Genomic DNA, 23,228 nt, shown 5'->3' with positions numbered 1-23,228 from the left:
CGAAGAGGGCTCCTAAAAAGGCTACCAAACGCTTTCGCGTGCACGGCTTGGCGTGATGCCGAAGCGGCGCCGGAAGGCCGTCGCGAAATTCGCCGAGCTGGTATAGCCGGCCAGGGCGGCCGCGGTCGCGACCGGCTTGCCGTCCTCCAGGAGAAGACGCGCCATTTCGAGCCGCCGGATGCGAACGTATTCGTAGATCGTGCAGCCATAGGCATCGCGGAACAGGCGCCGGAGCGTCGCGATGCCGACCCCGGCCTCGCTTGCGAGTTCCTGGAACGAGAACTCGGCACCGAGGCGGTCCTCGATCAGGTCGCGCGCCCTGTTGAGCAGCAGCATGTCCGTCCTCTGGCCTTCGCCCCGTGCCGCCGGCGGCCTGACCGTCGCCAGCATCTCGGTGACGGCTTCCAGCGCGACGGTCTCGTCCCGCAGGCGCGCGATCGCCGCGTTTCCCTCCGAGTCGGGATCCAGCAGTTCCAGCGCGGTCTGGGCGAGCCGCCGCGACGGAAACCAGCGCGAAATCGCCAGATGCTCCTGGCTCGCGCGCGGGAGAGCGACGTTGTGGTGCCCGAAGGTCTGGTCGAGCCACTCGAGCGACAGCGAAATGATCACGTGCCGCACCCGCGTTCCCGGCGTCGCTCGCCGAACGAAGGCTGCGGGCTCCCGCCGGCAAAGCGTAAAGCCCAGAGGCCGCTCGTCCGACAGACGATGGCGTCCGACCGGCAGCGGAAAACCGCCGACCGATGCCTCCAGCCCCACGCTGTCGTCGAAGAAGAGATAGATGCCGAAGCCCGGAGGCATCACCGAGTCGGTCCTTGCCTCCTCCAGATGTTCGATGTCGCTCAGGTGGAGCGTCAGGCCCTCCCTCAGGCGAGGCACACGAACGCATCCGGAGACACCCTGCCCTGCCCGGCTCGGCAAGATCCTCCCGCTCGCTGGGCCGCTGGCGGCCGAAGCCGATAGCGAGCGGCGGGCTCCGGCGCGCACCTCGTCGCCACCCTGTGTCGAGACCGGCGATATCGTCGTTTGGTCAGGCGCCAAGATCAATACCCATACAGTCGAATGGCTTATAATTGTTCTAAAGAAGAGGAACTGTTGTCGAGCGGCAACGTTTCAAAGAAACGTCATCCGACATGATCTGCACAAACATCGTCGCCGCTTCAACAAATATCTCTGTCTGGGCCGAAAGGCGGCTCTCGCGATACATCCCTTGCGGGCTTCGGAGGAGACCGAAGGCCGGTGCGGGGATCCATGATGGGCGGTACGACGAGACATTCGATCAGCAGCTTCGGCCTCTGCGCCGTCAGTGTCGCTGCCATGACCGCGGCCCTCACGGCCACGAGCTTCGCGCAGTCGGCGCTCCCGCCCGTGAATGTGGAGCCGCCGTCGTCGCGCGCGGCACCGGCGCGCCCCGCGGCCGCCGCCAGCCAGCAGGCAACCCGGCGCCCTGCCCGGCGCGCCGCCGCACGGCAGGCCTCACGTCCGGTGCGCTCGCTGCCCGCCGCCTCCGCTCCCGTCTCGGCGCCTGCCTCGCAACAGGCGCCTGAAAGCGCGTACGGACCCGTCCAGGGTTATGTCGCGACCCGGTCGGCGACCGGCTCGAAGACGGATGCGTCGATCCTCGAGACGCCGCAATCGATCTCGGTCATCACGCGCGACCAGATGAACGAACAGGCCGCCACGACGGTCGGGGAGAGCCTGCAATACACCGCAGGCGTGATGACGGGGCAGGCCGGACTCCAAAGCCGCCGCTTCGATCCCGTCTTCATCCGCGGCTTCGGCGGTTTCTCGGCCGCCGCGAACTACGCGAGCTATCTCGACGGCCTGAAATGGCATTTCCCGTCGCGCACGGCGGTGCAGATCGACCCCTGGATGGTCGAGCGTGTCGAGGTGTTCAAGGGGCCGTCCTCGGTCCTGTACGGACAGGCGAACCCCGGCGGGTTCATCAACCTCGTCAGCAAGAAGCCGCAGGAGACGCCGAGCGGCGAGATCTTCGTGCGCGGCGGCACGCACAACTACATCGAGAGCGGCTTCGACGTGACCGGCCCGGTCGCGAGCGATCCGCGCTTCCTCTATCGCGTCGTCGGGCTCGGCCGCATGGCCGATTCCCAGATCGACTATCAGGAGGAGCAGCGCCTCCTGATCGCGCCCTCCTTCACATTCGCGCCCTCCCCCGACACGAAGCTGACGGTGATGGGCATCTACCAGCGCGATCCGAAGGCGGTGGATTCGGGCTTCCTCCCCGTCGTCGGAACGGTGCTGCCGAGCGGCTACGGCCGATTGCCGACCAACCGCTTCCAGGGCGATCCGCAATGGAACCTCTATAACCGCACCGAGAAGGCGATCGGCTACCAGTTCGAGCATCGCTTCAACGATGTCCTGACCTTTCGTCAGGGCTTTCGTTACGGCAACCTGACGAACGACTTCCGGGGCGTCGACTTCGCGTCTCTCCAGGGGAACAACCGCCTTCTGAACCGCAACACCGGGCAGCATCTGCACGACGCCGACAGCTTCTCTCTCGACAACCAGCTGCAGGCGAAGTTCTCGACCGGTCCTCTCAAGCATACGCTGCTGGCCGGGCTCGACTACCAGTACATGGACTCGCTGTGGCGGTTCGGTTTCGGCCAGATCGGGCCGATCGATCTCTATGCGCCCGTCTATGGCCAGCCTTTCATGCGTCCGAACCTGACGATCCGCCGCCGCGATCAGTTGCGGCAGCTCGGCCTCTACGTCCAGGATCAGATCGAGTTCGGCAATTTCCGCCTCTGGCTGAGCGGACGCCAGGACTTCGCGCGGGTCAGCAGCAGCCAGCTGAACACCACGCTGCCGGTCGGGCTCCTTCCGAACGGCTCATTCAACCCGGCCTCGACCGCCAACCAGGACGAAGCCTTCACCGGCCGCGTCGGCTTGCTTTATCTCTTCGAGAACGGCTTCGCGCCCTATGCCAGCTATTCGACCTCGTTCGAGCCGGTTACGGGGGCGGATCGCTTTGGCACGGCATTCAAGGCTACCACTGGAGAGCAGATCGAAGCCGGGTTCAAATATCAACCTACTGGCTGGAATGCTCTTCTGACGGTCTCCGCGTTCAATCTGACCAAGCAGAACGTGCTGTCTACCGATCCGGCAAATCCGCTTCTCAGCATCCAGAACGGCGAGGTCCGCTCCCGTGGAATCGAGATCGAAGGCAAGGCGAGCCTCGTGGACGGGCTCGACCTGATCGGGACCTACACCTTCACCGACATGGAGTTTACCAAGAGCGACAACGGCGTTGAGATCACCGGCCGGCCGAAGGAGTACTTCTACTATCAAGGCAAGCGGCCAGTGGCGGTGCCGCGCCACATGGCCTCGGTCTGGGCGCATTATCAGATGAAGCAGGGTCCGCTGGCGGGCTTCGCCGTCGGCGCAGGTGTCCGTTACATCGGGGATACGTTCGGCACGGACAGCAATATGTGGAACCTGCCCGGGTACGTTTACACCCCCTCCAAGGTCCCTGGCTTCACCCTCGTCGACGCGATGGTCAGCTACGATTTCGGCTATGTCAGCCCGAAGCTGAAGGGCCTGTCCCTCGCCGTGAACGCCCGCAACCTGTTCGACAAGGACTATGTCGCGGCCTGCAACGGCTTCGGTTCCTGCGCCTACGGCGAGGGCCGCACCATCCTCGCGACGATGAGATATCGCTGGTGATCCCTGCCATCCGGCCTCTCGGAGCCGTCCTGTTCCTGCTGGGCGGCCTTTCGGCCGCCCACGCCGACATCAGAGCGACCGACTCCGTCGGTCGTTCCGTCGTTCTCGCCCAGCCCGCAAAGCGCATCGTCCTGTCGGACGCGCTCGACCTCATCGCCTTCAGCCTGATCGATCCGGCCCCGGCCGAGCGTATCGCAGGCTGGAGCCGATCGCGCCTCGACGACGCGACCTTGGCCCTGATGCAGCGCCACGACAGCCGCCTCGCCGACATCAGACCGCTCGGCATCATCAAGCCCGGCGCGGTGCCCGTGGAACTGATCATCGCCCTCAAGCCCGATCTGGTCGTCCTCGGAACGGAGTTCCGCGCGTCCGAGCCGGCCATCGAGCAGTTGCGGGCGGCGCGCATCCCCGTCGCCATTCTCGGCCTCGCGCCGACGCTGCGCCAGCTCGACGGCGAGTTGGGGCTCGTCGCCTTCGGCCGGCTGATCGGACGCGAGGCGGAGGCGGAAGCCTTCTCGACCTTCTTCCGGGAGCGCGTCTCCCGCATCCGGGACCGTGTGGCCGCGAGGGGGGATGCGCGCCGCGTTCCCGTTCTACTCGAGGCTCATGCAGGCCCCGGAACCTGTTGCACGTCGCCCGGACGAGGAGAGGGAATCGGCGATTTCGTCAGCCTTGCCGGCGGCGACAACATCGGGGCGCCGGTGATCCCGGGCATGGCCGGGACGCTGAGCACGGAATATGTCATCCAGCGCAAGCCCGAGGTCTTCATCGCGACGGGGGGCGCCTATATGGCGGCGCGCGGCGGTCTCGTCCTCGGGACGGGCGTGGGCCCGGCGGAGGCGCGGGACAGCCTCGCCCGGATCGCCTCTCGGCCGACCCTGGCCGGATTGCCGGCCGTGAAGGCCGGCCGCGTGCACGGCATCGCGCATGCCCTGACGACCTCCGGCCTCAACATCGTCGCGATCGAAGCGGTCGCCCAATGGATCGCACCCGACCTCTTCGCCGATCTCGATCCGGACGCGACGCTGCGCCTCCTCGGGGAGCGCTTCCTCGGCTTCCAGATGACGGGGACCTTCACAATCGACCTCAAGGGGAAGGCGCCCGGCCGATGAGCCCCACCCCACCTGTGGAGGTCTCGGAGGAGAGCCTCCGCATGCTCTCCTCCTACGAGCGGCTGGTCCGGCGCCGGCTTCTCGTGACGGTCGCCCTCGCCGCTCTCGCCGGCATCGCGCTGCTGCTCGACATGAGCACCGGACCCGCCCGCCTGTCGCTCGGCCAGGTCGCGGGCGCCCTCGTCGGAGCGGCCGGCATCGACGAGGCGAGTTCGGTCATCGTCTGGCAGGTGCGCCTGCCAGCGGCCGTAATGGCGCTGCTCGTCGGCACGGCCCTCTCTCTGGCGGGAGCCGAGATGCAGACCATCCTCGACAACCCCCTGGCGAGCCCGTTCACGCTCGGCGTGTCCGCCGCCGCTTCGCTCGGCGCTGCGCTCGTCATCATCCTCGGCATCGGTCTCCCCTTCCTGCCGCCGGGCCTGCTCGTGACGGGGAATGCGTTCGTCTTCGCCCTCGGATCCGTCCTGTTGCTTCAGGCTCTGACACGCCGCAGCCGGGGCGGTCCCGCGATGCTGGTCCTGTTCGGCATCGCCCTCGTCTTCACCTTCCAGGCGCTGCTCGCCCTCGTGCAGTTCGTCGCCTCCGCCGACGCGCTCCAGCAGCTCGTCTTCTGGGGCATGGGCTCGCTGGCACGGGCCGATTGGACCTCGATCGCGATCCTCGCCGCCGTCGTCGGCTGCGTGCTGCCCTTCTCGCTCTCGGCGTCATGGCGCCTTACCGCCTTGCGCCTCGGCGAGGAGCGGGCGCGCAGCTACGGCATCGATGTCGGGAGGCTGCGCTTCTTCTCGCTGCTGCGCGTCAGTCTCCTGGCCGCGACGGCGGTCGCCTTCACCGGCACGATCGGCTTCGTGGGTCTCGTCGGCCCGCATATCGCGCGCATGCTGATCGGCGAGGATCACCGCTTTCTGCTTCCGGCGAGCGCGCTGACGGGGGCCGTCATGATGTCGGCGGCTTCCATCGCCAGCAAATCCCTGGTGCCGGGGCTGCTGCTGCCCGTCGGCATCGTCACCTCGCTCGTCGGGCTGCCGGTCTTCTTCCTGCTTCTCTCGCGCCAGGCTGCACGCCCGTGACGACGCCGGTCGGTCGGGCACTCGCCATCGAGAACTTGTCGGCGGGCTATGGAGGCCGGCCGGTTCTCGACCGGCTGAGCATCGCCGGGATCGAGCCGCGCTCGGTCGTCGCGATCGTCGGACCGAACGGGGCCGGCAAATCGACTCTGCTGCGGGTGCTTGCAGGCCTCATGTCCGCGCAGGGACGCGCGCGTCTCGGCGAAGACGACCTTCTCGACGCCCTGCCTGAGATCCGTGCCGCCCGGATCGGCTTCATGCCGCAGCGCCTGCCGGCCGGCATCGGCCTCAGCGTGATCGAGGGCGTCGTCGGAGCCCTCAGGGTCGGGCCCTTCGCGGGAACGACGCGACAGGTGCATCTGCGCGCGGCCTCGGTGCTGGAGCGTCTCGGCATCACCCACCTCGCCCTGGAGACGCTCGACCGGCTCTCCGGCGGACAGCGGCAGATGGCGAGCCTCGCCCAGGCCCTCGCCGGAGGGCCGGCGCTGCTCCTGCTCGACGAGCCGACAAGCGCCCTCGACCTTCGCCATCAGTTGCACGTGATGGACACCATCCGGAGCCTCGCGGACGAGGGCAGGATCGTGATCGTCGTCCTTCACGACCTCCAGCTCGCGGCCCAATGGGCGGACAGGATCGTCGTCCTGCGCGACGGGCGGCTCCACACCGACGCGCCGCCCGAGATCGCGATCACGCCGACGATGCTGGCCGAGGTCTACGGCGTCGAGGCTCGCATCGAGCGCTGCTCGCGCGGGCGTCTTCAGATCATGCCCGATGCTCTCGCCGGGCATCGCCCTCGCCTCGAAACACGCTCAGGGAAGCCCGGATGACCCTTCTGACATCGGACACGACCATCGCGCTGTCCGACGCGCCCCGCCACGTCTCCGGCCTCGTCGAATTGATGGCCCGCCATGACGTGGAGGTCACTCGGGACGGCGACACCTATCGGGGCCGCTTCTCGTTCGGCGAGGCGCGGCTGACGGTGTCGCCCGATCGCGTGCTCATGGAGATCGAGGCCCCCGACGCGGCCGCCCTCAACGGAATCAAGCTCGAACTCAGCGGCAGCCTGTCCTATGTCTGCGGGCGCGAGCTCGACATCCGCTGGTCAGGCGACGTCGCGGGGCTGACACGCCTGCCGAAGCTTTGCGTGCTGACAGTCCTCGGGGTCGAGACCATCACCCCGCACATGCGCCGCATCACCTTCTCGGGCGACAACCTCGCGCGGTTCGCGAACGACACCAATCTGCATATGCGGCTCGCATTCCCGGCTGACGGCACGGAAGATTTGCCCCTGCCGCTGGTGGACGGGAACGGACGCATCGTCTGGCCGGAGGGCGCGACGCTGCCGATCCTGCGAAAATACACCGTCCGGAAGGTCGATCTCGCCCAGTCGCTCTGCTGGATCGACTTCTATCTGCACGCGGATGGCGGCCCCGGCTCGCGCTTCGCAGCCGCTGCGAAGCCGGGCGACGTCATCGGCATGATCGGGCCAGGCGGCCTCGGCGTGCGGCCCGCCGATTGGTACCTGCTCGCGGGCGACGAAACGGCCCTGCCGGCGATCGGGCGGATCGTCGAAAGCCTGCCCGCCTCCGCGCGCGGAGTGGCGCTGATCGAGGTCGCGGATACCGGCGAAGAGCAATCGTTCACGACGGACGCCGCGATCGAGATCCGCTGGCTGCATCGCGGCGACGCGGCGGCCGGCACGACGACGCTCCTGGCCGACGCGGTGCGAGAGGTCGCGTTTCCCGAAGACGGCTCGACCGTCTTCGCGTGGGCAGCCGGGGAGTTCGATACCTTCCGCTCGATCCGATCCCATCTGCGCGCAGACCGAGGCCTGAAGACGGATCAGCACTTCGTCCTCTCCTATTGGCGCAAAGGACGGACGGAAGAAGAGATGGAGAAGGCCGGGGACCACTGACCCGACGGAGGCATCCCGGCCCCTCGTCGATGAACAATGGCGATCCTGCGCCATCGTGCGACGCGAACACGCCGGCTGACCGACTGAAACGAGCCCTCTCGCCCCCGCTTGGCAGCATGCGGCGCAATGCGCGCTGTCGTTCAGCCCGAGAGAGGCGGCGGTTCGATCCCGCTGGCGACGATCCGGTGCGCCGATCCTCTCAAAGTGTCTCGTGAGGGATGGGCTGCGGCCGGAAGCAGATCATCTGGCTCTTGCGCCCGTCGCCATGCGTCACGGGCGCCTGCTCGTAGCGATCGAGGAGGGCAGGATCGATATCGATCGGGAGCGCGCGCCGATGCACCGGATTGTCGAACAGAGAGCTCAGGACGACCGGCAACGTGGTCGTGTTGTCAGACCTCGCCAGGAGATAGGTCGGATGCGTCTCCATCGTCATCAGAACGATCTGGAACCCCTCCTCCTGGCAGAATTGCCGAACAGCCTTGACGACGCCAAACTTATATCGACGAGCGGCGTCGTGATTCGAGAAGTCGTGGCCTAAAATAAATCCGTCTTGCTTGACCTTCGCCTTGAAGGCCCTGAGATCGGCCAGCACGTTATCATAGTCGTGCATGGCATCAACATAGATCCAGTCGAATGCCTGATCAAGAAACGATCCGACGACCTTTGTCGAAAATTCGCGATGCAGGACGACCTGGCCGCTTTCGATCTCTTTTGCGAGGTCTCGCGTGACCCGGTCGTAGGCGTCCGGCATCTGAAAGCCGTCGGAGCGGACACAGCCCTGAGCGCTCGACCAGGGATCGATCAGGTGCAGCTTCGCGGGATTTGCCGCGTCTAGGATGAGGCGCGAGAACACCCCTTGGAACACCCCGATCTCCGCAACTTCGCCGTGGTTCGGCAGAAGCTTCAACAACTCGTTCCGCCGAAGCTGTGTGATGAGCACGATGCGCGTCCCTGAGTTGTCACGAAGCGGCGTGCACAATAGCGTCTTCTGACGAAGCGCCTCAAGGCCCCAGCGGGGCTGCCACCGCACGTGGTGGGCGACACCGCGCCCGCACGTGGCCGCTTTCCGCGTTCTGGATGACGAATACGCCCTCCGGGCCGGGTTGGCCCGCACTTCGTTTCGAGTCTGAGGCGGAGGGATGCGGCGGGAGCCGCTTCGGGCAGAGACAGCGGACCCATGAGGCCGATGGCGTAGCGCCGGGATCGGCATTCCGTGGCCGGTTTTTCGGCTCATTTTTTTATCCACAGGCGGGGGCGGCGCTGGGAATTGTTTCGTCCAACGTCACGACGTCGCTTGACAGGCCGGCCGGCGAAACCTACACGGCAGCCCTCGCCTTCGGGCGGGAGGAAAGCGGGCGTAGCTCAGTCGGTTAGAGTGCCGGCCTGTCACGCCGGAGGTCGCGGGTTCGAGTCCCGTCGCCCGCGCCATCATCACAACGCTGGACACCGTTCGACGCGAGCCGTCGCGGTGGCAGGTGGTGATCTTACCCTGCCGGACATTCTCGTCGGTCGACAAAGTCCGCAAGTGCGGCTGTCGAATCCGTGCGTGCATTCCCTACGATTGTCTTGCGCCCATCTCGACCATTTCGACGCGTCCGAAGCAGCCGCATTAAGCGTGCCCGAATCGAGCGCGTGACAGTGCTTCCGATTCGGAGGAAGGCGGCGGAACTCGGCGTGACGACCGGCGTTATCGAGCGGGTTCAGCGAGGGGCAGGACAGGACGTGAAACCCAGCAATTTCCTCCGGCCGATCCTTCTGGCGGCAACGACAGCGGCGGCGAGCCTCGCCTTCACGGGTGGGGCGCAGGCCGGCCTGTTCGACTTCCTCTTCGGAGGCATGCAGCCGCGCCATGTGGCGCCGGCTCCGGGCTATGGCGACGGTGCGCCGCTGGGCGTGCGGGTCAATCCGAGGAAGCGGGAACGGGCGGCTCGGGTGCCCCGCGAGCGCGCCAAGCCCGTCGCTCAGAAGCCGATCGACCCGGTCAAGCAGCCGAACTGGTATCTCGAAGATCCGACCTTGCGCCGTGGCGACATCATCGTCCTGAAGACCGGCGTGATGGTCTATAACGGCGGCGCCAAGCCTCAGACCCGCGAGGACTTCACGGCCCTCAGCAAGTCACGCCTTGTGTCGAAGTCGGAGCGCGAGCGCATCCAGAAGATGGCGCCTCCGGTCACGACGGCCGAGGGGCCGGAATCGGCGGCTGCCGGCAAGGAGGCTTCTCTCGAGCCGATGACCGTCCGGTGATCGTCAGCCGGACATCGGAGTGAAAAAAGCGGCTTTCGGCCGCTTTTTTGTTGCCTTTCAGATCGAGCCCGAGAGCAGCGCGGTCTGATCCGCTCGACCGAGAGGGTCGCGCAGCGCCTCCCCGTCGGCCACGAATTCCAGCGAGACGGAATTGATGCAGTAGCGCAGCCGCGTCGGCGGGGGGCCGTCGGGGAAGACGTGGCCCTGATGGCTGTCGCAGCGGGCGCAGCGGGTTTCGACACGAACCATACCGTAGCTCGTGTCCTTGACGGCCAGGACGTGCGCCTCGTCGATCGGGGCGTAGAAGCTCGGCCAGCCCGTGCCGCTTTCGAACTTCGTCTGCGCGCGGAAGAGCGGCAGCCCGCATTCGCGGCAGCAATAGACGCCATCCTCCTTGTTGCCGAGGAGACCGCCGCAGAACGGGGCCTCCGTGCCGTGCTGGAGCAGGACCCGGCGCTCTTCGGCCGAGAGATCGGCTTCGAGACGACGGCGCTCATCGGCGTCGGGCGGCGTGAGATCGAAGCCCGATTCCGAACGCAGGGGACGCTCGCCGGCCTCCGCGTCCGGCGGAGTGTTGGGGCGGAAATAGTCGAGGATGCTCACGGCTGGGCTCCGGGCGATAAGGCGACAGGCGCTCATATGGGCACCGATCGCGGGATCTTCCATCCAATCGGGCGGTCGCGGGTGCGACGATGGTGGCCATGGCGCCCGGGCGGGCCTATGAAGGCCGGCCCGGCGGGGAGGTCCGCCGGTTTCGTTCGCTGAGCCGCATCCGGCCGAGACCATCATGCATGACATCCGCCTGATCCGCGAGAACCCCGCCGCCTTCGATGCCGGATTGGCGTCCCGCGGCCTGGAACCGCTCGCGGCACATCTTCTGGACCTGGATGATCGCCGCAAGGCATCCGTTTCGGCGGCCCAGGACGCGCAGGAGCGGCGGAACGCCCTGTCGAAGGAGATCGGCGCCGCCAAGAAGGCGAAGGACGAGGCGCGCGCCCAGGCGCTGATGGCGGAGGTCGCCCGGCTCAAGGAGGACGCGCCGGACCTGGAGAAGGCCGAAAAGGCCGCCGACGAGGCGCTTCGGACGGCCCTCGCCGAAATCCCGAACATTCCGGCGGCGGATGTCCCGCTCGGCCAGGACGAAACGGGAAACGTCCTGCGGCATGACTGGGGCAAGCCCGTCCCGATCGCCGATGCCAAGGAGCATTTCGAGATCGGGGAGGCCTGGAGGGTCGGCAACGGCACCGCCATGGATTTCGAGATCGCGGCCAAGCTTTCGGGTTCGCGCTTCGTCGTCCTGCGCGGCCAGCTCGCACGGCTCGAACGTGCGCTCGGCCAGTTCATGATCGACCTGCATACGAACGAACACGGCTACATCGAAGCCAGCCCGCCGCTGCTGGTGCGGGACGACGTCATGTTCGGCACGGCGCAGCTGCCGAAGTTTCGCGACGACCAGTTCAGGGCGATCGTCTATCCGGAGACGAGCGAGGAGCGGAGCGCGCTGCAGTATCTCGGGCTCGAGCTGCACAAGTGGCTCATCCCCACCGCCGAGGTCCCGCTGACCAACCTCGTTCGCGAATCCATCCTGTCCGAGGACGAGCTACCGCTCCGCTTCGCTGCGCTCACGCCATGTTTCCGCGCCGAGGCCGGCGCGGCCGGCCGGGATACCCGGGGCATGCTGCGGCAGCACCAGTTCACGAAATGCGAGCTTGTCTCGATCACGGCGCCGGAGAAGTCTGCCGAGGAACACGAGCGCATGCTCGCCTGCGCGGAGGCGGTGCTGCAGAAGCTCGAACTGCCCTACCGCGTCATGACCCTTTGCACCGGCGATATGGGCTTCGCGTCTCAGAAGACCTACGACATCGAGGTCTGGATGCCGGGACAAGGCACGTTCCGCGAGATTTCCTCGTGCTCGGTCTGCGGCGATTTCCAGGCGAGGCGGATGGATGCGCGCTACCGGCCGAAGGAAGCCAAGGGTCCACGCCACGTCCACACTTTGAACGGCTCGGGCGTCGCGGTCGGCCGGGCGCTGATCGCGGTCCTCGAGAACTACCAGCAGCCCGACGGAAGCGTCGTCGTGCCGGCGGCCCTGCGGCCGTATATGGGCGGCCTGGAGCGCCTCGGGGCGGCCTAAGGACGCCACGGGAACCCGAACCGGCCCCCCGCGCCGCCACCATCGCCCACGCACGACGCGCGGGGCCTGAGGCTCTCGAAGCCCTGCCCCAGCCTCGCCATGCCACCCTCCGACACGACGAAGGCCCCGAGGATCTCTCCTCGGGGCCTTCTATCGCTTGGGAGCGGCCCGTTCAGGCCGGTCCTGGGATCAGTGCGCGGCGACGGTTGAGCGGTCCTCGCCCTTCGCCGGCAGAGGGGCCACGGGCTCCTCCCACGTGATCGGCTCGGGCATGCGAACCAGCGCATGCTGCAGCACCTGGCCCATCCGGGCCACGGGGACGATCTCGAGACCGTTCTTCACGCTGTCCGGAATCTCAGCGAGATCCTTGGCGTTCTCCTCGGGGATCAGGACCTTCTTGATCCCGCCCCGAAGCGCCGCGAGCAGCTTCTCCTTCAGGCCGCCGATCGGCAGCACCCGCCCCCGGAGCGTGACCTCGCCCGTCATGGCGATATCGCGCCGAACCGGGATGCCGGTGAAGACCGAGACGATCGACGTCGCCATGGCGATGCCGGCCGACGGGCCGTCCTTCGGGGTCGCCCCTTCCGGAACGTGGACGTGGATGTCGCGCTTCTCGAACCGCGGGGGCTCGATGCCGAAATCGATCGACCGCGAGCGCACGTAGGACGACGCCGCCGAGATCGATTCCTTCATCACGTCCTTGAGGTTGCCCGTGACCGTCATCTTGCCCTTGCCGGGCATCATGACGCTCTCGATCGTCAGCAGCTCGCCGCCGACCTCGGTCCACGCGAGACCCGTCACCACACCGATCTGATCCTCGGCCTCGATCTCGCCGTAGCGGAACTTCGGCACCCCAAGGAAGCCGGCGAGGTTCTGATCCGTCACCTCGACCGACTTGACCTTGGTGATGATGATCTCCTTGACCGCCTTCCGGATCAGGTTCGCGAGCTCGCGCTCGAGGTTACGCACGCCCGCCTCGCGGGTGTAGCGCCGAACCAGCTCGAGCAGGCCCGCATCCGTGATCGACCATTCACCGACCTTGAGCCCGTGCTTCTTGAGGGCGTTCGGGATCAGGTGGCGCCGGGCGATCTCGGCCTTCTCCTCCTCCGTGTACCCGGCGATGCGGATCACCTCCATCCGGTCCAGAAGGGCCGGCGGGATGTTCAGCGTATTCGCCGTCGTCACGAACATCACGTCCGAGAGGTCGTAATCGACCTCGAGGTAGTGATCGTTGAAGGTCGCGTTCTGCTCGGGGTCGAGCACCTCCAGCAGGGCCGCCGAGGGATCGCCTCGGAAGTCCATGCCCATCTTGTCGATCTCGTCGAGCAGGATGAGAGGGTTCGACGTCTTGGCCTTGCGCATCGACTGGATGATCTTGCCGGGCAGCGAGCCGATATAGGTCCGCCGGTGGCCCCGGATCTCGGCCTCGTCACGCACGCCGCCGAGCGACATCCGCACGAACTCGCGCCCCGTCGACCGTGCGATCGACTTCCCGAGCGAGGTCTTGCCGACGCCCGGAGGGCCGACGAGGCACAGGATCGGACCGGTGAGCTTGTTCGCGCGCTGCTGCACGGCCAGGTACTCGACGATCCGCTCCTTGACCTTGTCGAGGCCGAAATGGTCGGCATCGAGCACGGCCTGGGCACCGAGAAGATCCTTCTTGATCTTCGAGCGCTTGCCCCACGGAATACCGAGCAGCCAATCGAGGTAGTTGCGGACGACCGTCGCCTCGGCGGACATCGGGGACATCTGCCGAAGCTTCTTGACCTCGGCCCGCGCCTTGTCCCGCGCTTCCTTCGAGAGCTTGGTCTTCTCGATCTTCTCCTCGAGCTCGGCCAGCTCGTCGCGGCCTTCCTCGCCGTCGCCGAGCTCCTTCTGGATGGCCTTCATCTGCTCGTTCAGGTAGTATTCGCGCTGGGTCTTCTCCATCTGGCGCTTGACGCGCGTGCGGATGCGCTTCTCCACCTGAAGCACGGAGATCTCGCTCTCCATCAGGCCGAGGACCTTCTCCAGCCGGCCGGTGACGGTCGGCGTCGCGAGAACGTCCTGCTTGTCCGAGATCTTGACGGCGAGATGCGAGGCGATCTGGTCGGCGAGCTTCGCCGAATCCTCGATCTGCGTCACGGCCGCGACGACCTCGGGCGAGACCTTCTTGTTGAGCTTCACGTAATTCTCGAACTCGGACACCACCGAGCGGGCGAGCGCTTCCGCCTCGACCTTGTCGCCGGCCTCGTCCTCGAGCGCCTGAACCTCGGCCTCGTAGAACTCGTCCGAGCGGGTGTAGCGGCGGACCTTGGCGCGCGTTGCGCCCTCGACCAGCACCTTCACGGTGCCGTCGGGCAGCTTCAGAAGCTGAAGGACCGAGGCCAGCGTGCCCACCTCATAGATGGCATCCGTCGCCGGATCGTCGTCCGTCGCGTTGATCTGCGTCGCGAGCAGGATGTGACGATCGGCCTTGACCACTTCCTCCAGCGCACGGATCGACTTCTCGCGGCCCACGAAGAGCGGCACGATCATGTGCGGGAAGACGACGATGTCACGGAGGGGCAGCACCGGATAGGTGTCGACCGAACCGGGCTGGACGGGCTGACGCGTCTTGTTCTCTGACATCAAAGGTTCCTCATCACGGCATCCGCCCAGCCCCTCATGCGAGCAGGAGAGCGGATGGACGGCCGGCGCGCTCGGCCGCTCGGGCGGTGCCCGGGCGGTCGCGTCCGGCGCGCGACTCACGCACCTCGATCATGAGCGTGCAATCCTCGCGCCGGGTTAAGGTGGCCCGCCATCGCGGCGCTTTCAAGAAAGGAGATGCCGCAGGGCCACGTCGGTGGCGCATAGGTGCTCCCGCGCACCAGCGCCGCTCACGAGCACACCGCCGGCAGGGCCTCGCCGACCGCAAGGAAGACCAGGCCCGTCAGAAGGAAGATGCCGAGCCCGACCCGCCGGACCTGCCGGCGGCAGCGGAGGATCCGGTCGATGTCGCGCGCGTCGATCCCGGCATGGTTGACGAAGCGGTCCGCCAGCACCGCATCCCGGCTCGTTTCGCGTCCGATGAAGACCGAGATGTCGTAGGTCCTGCTGCAGGCCGCGCGAGCCTTGTCGACCGCACGCGTCACGTACGCCGCCAACAGGGCGAGGAACGTGACGACGAACAGGATCAGGAGGAGGTAGGGAGCCGCCGCGCACATGCTCGCCAGCTATCCCGCGGCTTTCGCAGCTTCAAGGACCAGCGCTCGCGCATGGTCCTTCTCCCGAAGCGGGAGAAGGACTGCTTCGTCGCGTCAGGCGCTTTCCTTCGCCGGCTCCTGGCCACGGTCTCCGTGGATGAAGAGCGGCTTCGTCTTGCCGTCGATCACCTCGGGCCCGATCACGACCTGCTCGACCGAATCGAGGCCGGGAAGGTCGTACATCGTGTCGAGGAGGATCCCTTCCAGGATGGACCGAAGGCCGCGCGCGCCGGTCTTCCGCTCGATCGCCTTCCTGGCGACGAGCCCAAGCGCCTCGTCCTGGAAGGTGAGCTGGACATCCTCCATCTCGAACAGGCGCTGATACTGCTTGACCAGCGCGTTCTTCGGCTCCTGCAGGATCCGCTTGAGCGCGGTCTCGTCGAGGTCTTCGAGCGTCGCCAGGACCGGCAGACGGCCGACGAATTCGGGGATCAGGCCGAACTTCAGCAGATCCTCCGGCTCCACCTCGCGGAAGATCTCGCCCGTCCGGCGGTCGTCGGGAGACGACACGCTGGCACCGAAGCCGATCGAGGTTCCCTTGCCGCGCCCGGAGATGATCCGCTCGAGCCCCGCGAAGGCGCCACCGCAGATGAACAGGATGTTGGTCGTGTCGACCTGCAGGAACTCCTGCTGCGGGTGCTTGCGTCCGCCCTGGGGCGGCACCGACGCGACCGTGCCTTCCATGATCTTGAGGAGGGCCTGCTGAACGCCCTCGCCCGAGACGTCACGGGTGATCGACGGATTGTCGGACTTGCGGCTGATCTTGTCGATCTCGTCGATATAGACGATGCCGCGCTGCGCCCGCTCGACGTTGTAGTCGGAGGCCTGAAGCAGCTTGAGGATGATGTTCTCGACATCCTCGCCGACATAGCCGGCCTCGGTCAGCGTCGTCGCATCCGCCATCGTGAAGGGCACGTCGAGGATGCGGGCGAGCGTCTGCGCGAGCAGGGTCTTGCCGGAACCCGTAGGGCCGATCAGCAGGATGTTGGACTTCGCCAGCTCGACATCCGTGTGCTTCGTCGCGTGGGCGAGGCGCTTGTAATGGTTGTGGACCGCGACGGAGAGCACCTTCTTCGCGTGTTCCTGGCCGATGACGTAATCGTCCAGGACGTGGCGGATCTCCTTCGGGGTCGGGACCCCGTCCCGCGACTTCACCAGCGAGGACTTCGATTCCTCGCGGATGATGTCCATGCAGAGCTCGACGCATTCATCGCAGATGAACACCGTCGGGCCCGCGATCAACTTGCGGACCTCGTGCTGGCTCTTGCCGCAGAAGGAGCAATAGAGCGTGCTCTTCGAGTCGTTGCCGCCGGCCTTGCTCATTACCGTCTCCAGTCCGGGGGCGGGGAGCACGCAGCCCCGCCGAATCACATTTCAGGTTACGGATGGCGATCTAAACAAAAGATCACCATCCCGCCGTCGCGCCCTCCCGCAGGTCTTGCGACGCGCTGCACAAGCCCGCCACGATGCAAACACGCCCGGGGCGGGCGATCAATAGTGCGCCGAGACCGTCGCCGCTGGTCATTTCGACGCGCGTATACGGCCTTCGGCGCAACGATCAGGCCGTCGCCGCCGCACCGGCCTCGGGACGCTTCACGAGCACTTCGTCCACGAGCCCGAAGGACTTCGCGGCTTCAGCGGTCATGAAGTTGTCCCGCTCGAGCGCAGTGTGGATGCGCTCATATTCCTGACCCGTATGCTGGACGTAGATCTCGTTCAGCCGCTTTTTCAGCGCCTCGATCTCGCGCGCATGGATCAGGATGTCCGTCGCCTGGCCCTGGTAGCCGCCGGACGGCTGGTGGACCATGATCCGGGCGTTCGACAGGGCGAAACGGTGCCCCTTCTCGCCGGCGCAGAGCAGAAGCGAGCCCATCGACGCCGCCTGCCCGACGCAGAGCGTCGCGACGGGGCAGCGGATGAACTGCATCGTGTCGTAGATCGACAGACCCGAAGTCACCACGCCGCCGGGCGAGTTGATGTAGAAGGAAATCTCCTTCTTCGGGTTTTCCGCTTCCAGGAACAGCAGCTGCGCCACGATGAGCGAGGCCGAGTAGTCCTCGACCGGCCCGGTCAGGAAGATGATGCGCTCGCGCAGCAGCCGAGAATAGATATCGAAGGCGCGCTCGCCCCGATTCGACTGCTCGACCACCATCGGCACGAGCGTATTGTTGAAAACGTCGACTGGATCCCGCATTGCCCTCATCTCGCCGTCGAGCGGAGACGGAGGGCTTCTGCGGCCCTCCTCCGCGTCACTGTGCCTGCGCTTCGGTCGAAGCCTTGGCTTCGTCCTTTGCGTCCTCGTCGTCCCGGAAGAGCTCCTCGCGCGAGATCGTCTCTTCCACGACCTTCACCTGATCGAGAATGTGGTCGACCGTCTTCTCCTCGAAGATGGGCGCCCGCAGCTCGGCCTTCGCGTTCGGGTTCTTCTGGTAGAATTCCCAGACCTGCCTCTCCTGGCCCGGGTACTGACGCACCCGCTCGACGAGGGCCTGATTGACCTCCTCGTCCGTGACCTTGATATCGGCCTTCTCCCCCACCTGCGCAAGGACGAGGCCGAGACGCACGCGCCGCTCGGCGATCTTGCGGTATTCCGCGCGGGCCGCTTCCTCGGTCGTGTCCTCGTCGGCGAAGGTGCGCTTGTTGGCCTCGAGCTCGCCCGTGACCTGATTCCACACCGCGCCGAACTCCTGCTCGACGAGCCCTTCCGGAAGCGGGAATGCGTATTTGGTGTCGAGCGCGTCGAGCAGCTCGCGCTTCAGCTTGCGACGGGACTGAGCCTCGAAATCGCGGCCGATCGCCGATTTCACCGCCTCCTTGAGCTTGCCGAGGTCTTCCATGCCGAAGCCCTTGGCGAGCTCGTCGTCGATGACGACCTCCTTCGGAGCCGACACGGCCTTCACGGTGACGTCGAACTCGGCGGCCTTCCCGGCGAGGTTCTCGGACCCGTAATTCTCGGGGAAGGTCACATTGACCTTCCGCTCCTCGCCGGCTTTCGCACCGAGGAGCTGCTCTTCGAAGCCGGGGATGAACGTTCCCGATCCGAGATCCACCTCGATGTCGCTCGCCGTGCCGCCCTCGAAGGCGACGTCGTCGATCCGTCCGAGGAAGTCGACCGTCACGCGATCGCCGTTCGCCGCCTCGCCGTCCTTCTCGGCAAAGCTGCGATTCTGCTCCGCCATCCGCGTGATCGCCGTCTCGAGATCCTCGTCCGAGACCTCGGCGACCTTCTTCGTGATGCTGACATCGCCGAGATCGGCGAGCTCGAATTCCGGAAGCACCTCAAGCGCGACGGTGAAATCGAGATCGCCCTTCGCCTCGAGCGCCTTCTCGACCTCTTCCTGGCCGCCGGCCATGTCGATCTTGGGCTCGAGAGCCAGCTTGAGGCCGTTCTCGTCGACGATCTTCCGGTTGGCCTCGTTGACGGCGTTCTGGACGACCTCGGCCATGACCGAGCGGCCATAGAGCTTGCGAAGGTGCGCCAGCGGCACCTTGCCCGGCCGGAAGCCGTTGATCCGGACGCGATCCTTCAGCGTCGCGAGTTCCCCGGTGAGCCGCTCCTCGAGTTCGGACGCCGGCAGCGTGACCTTGAACTCGCGGCGGAGCCCCTCCGACCTCGTTTCTGTGACCTGCATGACCTTCCTCGTCGAACTCTCTATGCCTGTCGGCAAATCCATGAAGCGGGTACGGGAGCGTGGCGTTGGTGCGGGCGGAGGGGCTCGAACCCCCACGACTCTCGTCACTGGAACCTAAATCCAGCGCGTCTACCAGTTCCGCCACGCCCGCCGAAGACGCCATCCGCATGCGCCCGAACGAACGCATCCGGGCGCCGCGCCGCGGTGCGCGCCTCTTGTCACACTCGCGACATGGCGGCAACCCTGACGTTGCGGCTCAGCGACCGCATGCGGGCGCCCTACTCCTTGCGGATCAGCCGGGCAGGATTCCCCGCGACCGTCGCTCCGGGCGGGACATCGCGCGTGACGACCGAGCCGGCACCGACGACGGCCCCCTCCCCGACCGTCACGCCCGGCAGGATGATCGACCCGCCGCCGATCCAAGCATCCGCGCCGATCCGGACCGGCCGTCCGAACTCGACGCCCGATCTGCGGGTCTCGAGGTCCCGAGGATGGTCGGCGGTATAGATCTGGACAGCCGGCCCGATCTGGGCGCCGTCACCGATCTCGACGGTCACGACGTCGAGGATGACGCAGTCGAAGTTCAGGAAGGCCCCTGCGCCGAGGCTGATGTTGAAGCCGAAATCGCAATGGAACGGCGGCCGGATCACGGCGCCCTCCCCCACCGCCGCGAACCGCTCGCGCAGGAGAACGCGGCGCTCCGCCGCGCTGGCCGCGAGGGCGGCGTTGTAGCGGACGAGCCATGCCTTGGTCGCCGCCTGATCGGCCTGGATCTCGTGATCGCCGGGACGATAGAGTTCGCCGGCGAGCATCTTCTGCTTCTCGGTCATGTCGGCGGCCATCGATCAAGCCTCGCCGGCGGCCACGCGTGCCGCGATGCGCTGGAAGACGGGGATGGCGGCCTCAAGTGCGGCGATCGACACCTTCTCCTGGGGCTTGTGGGCGAAGGCGATGTCGCCCGGGCCGAGGAGGACGCACGGCGCGATGGCCTGGAGTTCGGCGGCGTCCGTTCCGTAGGGCGCGACATTCGGCGAGGCGCCGGTCGCCTCCGCGCAGAGGCGGACGAAGGGGTGGCCCTGCGGCAATTCGGGCGGTCGCCCTTCCCACGATTCGGAAAGCGCGAGGCCAGCCGTCTCCGCGGCGGCCCGCACCGCCTTGGCGATCGGATCCGGATCGATCTTGGCGCTGTAGCGGAACTTGATCGTCGCGGTGGCACGCGGGACCGTGACGTTCACCGCCGCTCCGTGGTTGTCGATGATGAGATTGAAGTCGCTGAAGACCGGGTCATAGGCGGCATCCTGGAGGGACGGATCCGACAGGAGCCGGTGATGGATCTCCCGCATCTCCGCCAGGAACGGCACGAGGTCCCAGTTCGCGTTGCGACCGCGTCCGGTGGCGGAATGAGCCTGGATGCCGCTTGCGATCGCCGTGAACTGGATGTGAGCGCGGTGGCCCCGCATCGGTGCCATGTCGGTCGGCTCGACGACGAGGATGGCGCGCGTGCCTTTCGCGAGTTCCGAGCGTTCGGCGATGGCCCGTGCGCCGCCCTTGGTCGTCTCCTCGTCCGTCGTCAGAAGCAGCGCGACAGGCACGCTCTCCGGCAATCCGACAGCCGCCACGACCGCAGCCGCCGTCTGGCCCTTCATGTCGACGGCGCCGAGGCCATGCAGATGTCCGTTTTCGATCCGGCCACTCCAGGGATCGTCGGACCAGCCGGTCTCCGGCACGGTGTCCATATGGCCGGAAAAGGCGATGCCGCCCGGCCCTCCCCTCCGGGCCACGAGGGCGCGCTTCACGACACCGGAATCGTCCGTGTAGTCGAGCCGCTCGATCTCGAAGCCGCTCAACTCCTGCTCGATGCGGTCCGCGACCCCGATGTTGGACACGAAGCTGCGGCTGTCGAGCCGCACGATGTCCTGGGCGAGGCGAAGGGCGCGGTCATTGAGATCGGACATCGGGGCTCCCTCGGGACCGCTAGGCCCCGCAGCCGAAGGATGATGCAGGCCTGACTGGAACAGCCACGATCGCTAGCAAAATTGCTGCCGCGTGTATCGGCTTGCGTGCTACGCCACCGGCATCGCCTGGCGTCGTGCGAAACCGCACGCCCGCTCGGCCGACAGGTCTCGCAGCGGACCGATGGCGTTCCGATATCCTGCATCAAAGGAGAGAGAGCCATGCGCAAGACGTCACTCGCACTGCTAGCCGGTATCGTAGCCTTGGCAGCGGTGCCCGTGGAAGCCCAGACCACCCGGCACCACCGCTACGACACGCGCGGGTCCGAGGCGCACCGTGCGGCCCGCCCGGCGCCACGGCATGTCGAGCGTGCACCGGTACGCCAGGCCCCGGTCGTTCCGATCACCCGCTGGAACACCCCCAATGCCGACGGCAATTTCGGCGGCCCCGGCGCTGGCGGGGCAGGACCTGGCGCCTGACGTCGATCCCGACGTTCGAGAGGGCGTTCGCGCTGGCCAAGCCCGGAGCGTGGCGATAGGAAAATCGCGCTCCGATCGGCTCCTCCACGAGTTGACGGTGTCGTGGGAGAGGAAGCGATGGGCTTGGGCAAGCCGCGAACGGGCGGACAAATCCTGGTTGACGCGCTGATCGCGCAAGGCGTGGAGCGCGCCACCTGCGTTCCCGGCGAAAGCTATCTCGCGGTGCTGGACGCCCTCCACGATGCATCCATCGACGTGCTCGTCTGCCGAAACGAGGGCGGCGCGGCGATGATGGCCGAGGCCGAGGGCAAGCTGACGGGACGTCCCGGCATCTGCTTCGTCACCCGGGGACCCGGCGCGACCAATGCGAGCCCGGGCATCCACATCGCCAAGCAGGATTCGACCCCGATGATCGTGTTCGTCGGCCAGGTCGACCGATCCATGCGCGAACGCGAGGCCTTCCAGGAGGTCGATTACCGCGCCGTCTTCGGCACGCTGGCGAAATGGGCGACGGAGATCGACCAGGTCGAGCGGATCCCGGAGATCGTGGCGCGGGCCTTCCGGGTCGCGATGCAAGGACGGCCGGGCCCGGTCGTGGTCGCCCTCCCCGAGGACATGCTGACGGACACGGCGGAGGTGACCGACGCGCCGCGTGTCGAGCCGGTCGAGCCCTGGCCGGCTCCGTCCGACATGGACAGGCTCGAAACCTTGCTAGGCGAGGCGCAGCGGCCGCTGGTCATCCTCGGCGGGTCGCGCTGGAGCGACGACGCGCGCGCCGCGATGGTTCGATTTGCGGAGCGTTTCGACCTGCCGGTCGCGACCTCGTTCCGCCGGGCCCACCTCTTCCCCGCCGATCATCCGAACTATGCCGGCGAGGTCGGCATCAATCCCGGCCCCAAGATGACGGCACGGGTCAAGGAAGCGGATCTCCTCCTGCTCGTCGGGGCGCGGATGTCGGAGATGCCGTCCTCGTCCTACACCCTGCTCGACATCCCGGTCCCGAAGCAGCGCGTCGTCCATGTCTTCCCCGACGCCGCCGAACTCGGACGCGTCTACCAGCCGGCGCTCGCCATCGAGGCATCGCCCGCCGCGTTTGCGGCCTCTCTCGAGCGCCTTCGACCGCCGGGCGAGATCGCCTGGAAGCAGCGCAGCGCCGAAGCCCGATCGGACTACCTCGATCGCATCGGCAAGGCGCGCGACATGCCGGGCGACTTCCAGACCAGCGCCGCCATGATCTGGCTGCGTGAGAAGCTGCCCAAGGACGCGATCGTCACGAACGGCGCCGGCAATTTCGCCGTCTGGGTCCACCGCTTCATTCCGCTCGACGGCACGCGCCGCAACCTCGCCCCGACCTCGGGCTCGATGGGATACGGTCCGCCGGCGGCGATCATGGCGAAACGCGTCCATCCGGACCGGACGGTCGTCTGCTTCGCAGGCGACGGCGATTTCATGATGAACGGGCAGGAATTCGCGACCGCGGTCCAGTACGACATCCCGGCCATCATCGTCGTGCTCGACAACTCGATGTTCGGCACGATCCGGATGCACCAGGAGCGGGACTATCCCAACCGCATCTCCGGCACGCGTCTCAGGAACCCCGACTTTGCCGCCTATGCGGTGGCCTTCGGCGGTCACGGCGAAACGGTGCGGACGAACGCGGAATTCGGACCGGCCTTCGAGCGCGCCCTGGCCTCGGGGAAGCCGGCCATCCTTCACTGCTTCACCGATCAGGAAGCACTCACCCCCGACAGGACGATGTCCGAGATCCGCGGAGGCTGACGCGCGGC

General features: G+C 66.8%; 18 protein-coding genes and 2 tRNA genes. 9 read left to right on the top strand and 11 right to left on the bottom strand.

Going from position 1 to position 23,228, the window contains the following annotated elements; translation table 11 throughout:
* Positions 1-21: 21 nt before the first annotated feature.
* A complete protein-coding gene (locus EV668_RS06950; RefSeq protein WP_133769061.1) occupies positions 22-876 on the bottom strand; it encodes a helix-turn-helix transcriptional regulator in 855 nt (284 codons plus the stop codon).
* A gap of 360 nt (positions 877-1,236) precedes the next feature.
* Between EV668_RS06950 and EV668_RS06945 the strand changes: the two genes are divergently transcribed.
* From EV668_RS06945 to EV668_RS06925, 5 genes are read left to right on the top strand one after another with little or no spacing between them, the layout of a single operon-like run.
* Positions 1,237-3,681 (top strand): TonB-dependent siderophore receptor, encoded by a 2,445-nt coding sequence (locus EV668_RS06945; protein WP_133769060.1) that lies wholly within the window; start codon positions 1,237-1,239, stop codon positions 3,679-3,681.
* A complete protein-coding gene (locus tag EV668_RS06940) occupies positions 3,678-4,793 on the top strand; it encodes an ABC transporter substrate-binding protein (RefSeq protein WP_133769059.1) in 1,116 nt (371 codons plus the stop codon). Before EV668_RS06945 ends, EV668_RS06940 begins: the two co-directional genes overlap by 4 nt.
* Positions 4,790-5,863, top strand: a complete 1,074-nt coding sequence (locus EV668_RS06935) for a FecCD family ABC transporter permease (RefSeq protein ID WP_133769058.1) — start codon at positions 4,790-4,792, stop codon at positions 5,861-5,863. The genes EV668_RS06940 and EV668_RS06935 overlap by 4 nt, the downstream gene beginning before the upstream one ends.
* Positions 5,860-6,687, top strand: a complete 828-nt coding sequence (locus EV668_RS06930) for an ABC transporter ATP-binding protein (protein ID WP_133769057.1) — start codon at positions 5,860-5,862, stop codon at positions 6,685-6,687. Before EV668_RS06935 ends, EV668_RS06930 begins: the two co-directional genes overlap by 4 nt.
* The gene (locus EV668_RS06925; RefSeq protein WP_133769056.1) at positions 6,684-7,775 is read left to right on the top strand and encodes a siderophore-interacting protein; all 1,092 of its coding nucleotides are present in this window, start codon (positions 6,684-6,686) and stop codon (positions 7,773-7,775) included. The genes EV668_RS06930 and EV668_RS06925 overlap by 4 nt, the downstream gene beginning before the upstream one ends.
* Before the next feature lie 199 nt (positions 7,776-7,974).
* Here EV668_RS06925 and EV668_RS06920 read toward each other — a convergent pair whose 3' ends face one another.
* A complete protein-coding gene (locus EV668_RS06920) occupies positions 7,975-8,715 on the bottom strand; it encodes a class I SAM-dependent methyltransferase (RefSeq protein WP_166652368.1) in 741 nt (246 codons plus the stop codon).
* Positions 8,716-9,126: 411 nt separating this feature from the next.
* Between EV668_RS06920 and EV668_RS06915 the strand changes: the two genes are divergently transcribed.
* A tRNA-Asp gene (locus EV668_RS06915) sits at positions 9,127-9,203 on the top strand.
* A 294-nt stretch (positions 9,204-9,497) separates the two neighbouring features.
* Positions 9,498-10,019 (top strand): hypothetical protein, encoded by a 522-nt coding sequence (locus EV668_RS06910; protein WP_133769054.1) that lies wholly within the window; start codon positions 9,498-9,500, stop codon positions 10,017-10,019.
* A 57-nt stretch (positions 10,020-10,076) separates the two neighbouring features.
* On the opposite strand, the gene msrB is transcribed toward EV668_RS06910, so the two are convergent.
* Positions 10,077-10,559: a peptide-methionine (R)-S-oxide reductase MsrB gene (gene msrB, locus EV668_RS06905; RefSeq protein WP_245513068.1), complete on the bottom strand. Its 483-nt coding sequence runs from the start codon at positions 10,557-10,559 to the stop codon at positions 10,077-10,079.
* Positions 10,560-10,806: 247 nt separating this feature from the next.
* Here msrB and serS point away from each other — a divergent pair, with 247 nt between their 5' ends.
* Positions 10,807-12,153 carry a serine--tRNA ligase gene (serS, locus tag EV668_RS06900; RefSeq protein ID WP_133769052.1) on the top strand — a complete coding sequence of 449 codons (1,347 nt, stop codon included), beginning with the start codon at positions 10,807-10,809 and terminating at the stop codon, positions 12,151-12,153.
* Between the two features lie 189 nt (positions 12,154-12,342).
* On the opposite strand, the gene lon is transcribed toward serS, so the two are convergent.
* The 8 genes from lon to EV668_RS06860 form a co-directional block, all read right to left on the bottom strand.
* On the bottom strand, positions 12,343-14,763 hold the full coding sequence (gene lon / locus EV668_RS06895) for an endopeptidase La (RefSeq protein WP_133769051.1): 2,421 nt from the start codon (positions 14,761-14,763) through the stop codon (positions 12,343-12,345).
* 248 nt (positions 14,764-15,011) lie between these two features.
* Positions 15,012-15,338, bottom strand: coding sequence for a hypothetical protein (locus tag EV668_RS06890; protein WP_133769050.1), 327 nt, complete (start codon positions 15,336-15,338; stop codon positions 15,012-15,014).
* 93 nt (positions 15,339-15,431) lie between these two features.
* Positions 15,432-16,700, bottom strand: coding sequence for an ATP-dependent Clp protease ATP-binding subunit ClpX (gene clpX, locus EV668_RS06885; protein ID WP_133769049.1), 1,269 nt, complete (start codon positions 16,698-16,700; stop codon positions 15,432-15,434).
* 235 nt (positions 16,701-16,935) lie between these two features.
* Complete coding sequence (locus EV668_RS06880; protein ID WP_133769048.1) at positions 16,936-17,571, bottom strand: ATP-dependent Clp protease proteolytic subunit; 636 nt, start codon at positions 17,569-17,571, stop codon at positions 16,936-16,938.
* 55 nt (positions 17,572-17,626) lie between these two features.
* Entirely contained in the window at positions 17,627-19,009 is a 1,383-nt protein-coding gene (tig, locus tag EV668_RS06875; RefSeq protein WP_133769047.1) for a trigger factor, read from the bottom strand.
* A gap of 66 nt (positions 19,010-19,075) precedes the next feature.
* Positions 19,076-19,160: transfer RNA gene (locus tag EV668_RS06870), tRNA-Leu, on the bottom strand.
* 127 nt (positions 19,161-19,287) lie between these two features.
* Entirely contained in the window at positions 19,288-19,851 is a 564-nt protein-coding gene (locus tag EV668_RS06865; RefSeq protein ID WP_245512904.1) for a sugar O-acetyltransferase, read from the bottom strand.
* 3 nt (positions 19,852-19,854) lie between these two features.
* On the bottom strand, positions 19,855-20,964 hold the full coding sequence (locus tag EV668_RS06860; RefSeq protein WP_133769046.1) for a M20 family metallopeptidase: 1,110 nt from the start codon (positions 20,962-20,964) through the stop codon (positions 19,855-19,857).
* A gap of 594 nt (positions 20,965-21,558) precedes the next feature.
* Between EV668_RS06860 and EV668_RS06855 the strand changes: the two genes are divergently transcribed.
* Complete coding sequence (locus EV668_RS06855; RefSeq protein ID WP_133769045.1) at positions 21,559-23,220, top strand: thiamine pyrophosphate-binding protein; 1,662 nt, start codon at positions 21,559-21,561, stop codon at positions 23,218-23,220.
* Positions 23,221-23,228 lie beyond the last annotated feature (8 nt).

Source organism: Enterovirga rhinocerotis, from assembly GCF_004363955.1.
Taxonomy (GTDB): domain Bacteria; phylum Pseudomonadota; class Alphaproteobacteria; order Rhizobiales; family Beijerinckiaceae; genus Enterovirga; species Enterovirga rhinocerotis.
The sequence above is the reverse complement of the archived record's forward strand: the minus strand, read 5'-3'. Positions and strand labels throughout refer to the sequence as shown.

Bases quoted from the DNA above. Each gene is read 5' to 3' on its own strand.
- EV668_RS06925 (WP_133769056.1), top strand. From the start codon at position 6,684: ATGACCCTTCTGACATCGGACACGACCATCGCGCTGTCCGACGCGCCC.
- EV668_RS06880 (WP_133769048.1), bottom strand. From the start codon at position 17,571: ATGCGGGATCCAGTCGACGTTTTCAACAATACGCTCGTGCCGATGGTG.
- EV668_RS06890 (WP_133769050.1), bottom strand. From the start codon at position 15,338: ATGTGCGCGGCGGCTCCCTACCTCCTCCTGATCCTGTTCGTCGTCACG.
- clpX (WP_133769049.1), bottom strand. From the start codon at position 16,700: ATGAGCAAGGCCGGCGGCAACGACTCGAAGAGCACGCTCTATTGCTCC.
- EV668_RS06860 (WP_133769046.1), bottom strand. From the start codon at position 20,964: ATGTCCGATCTCAATGACCGCGCCCTTCGCCTCGCCCAGGACATCGTG.
- EV668_RS06865 (WP_245512904.1), bottom strand. From the start codon at position 19,851: ATGGCCGCCGACATGACCGAGAAGCAGAAGATGCTCGCCGGCGAACTC.
- serS (WP_133769052.1), top strand. From the start codon at position 10,807: ATGCATGACATCCGCCTGATCCGCGAGAACCCCGCCGCCTTCGATGCC.
- lon (WP_133769051.1), bottom strand. From the start codon at position 14,763: ATGTCAGAGAACAAGACGCGTCAGCCCGTCCAGCCCGGTTCGGTCGAC.
- tig (WP_133769047.1), bottom strand. From the start codon at position 19,009: ATGCAGGTCACAGAAACGAGGTCGGAGGGGCTCCGCCGCGAGTTCAAG.
- EV668_RS06935 (WP_133769058.1), top strand. From the start codon at position 4,790: ATGAGCCCCACCCCACCTGTGGAGGTCTCGGAGGAGAGCCTCCGCATG.
- EV668_RS06855 (WP_133769045.1), top strand. From the start codon at position 21,559: ATGGGCTTGGGCAAGCCGCGAACGGGCGGACAAATCCTGGTTGACGCG.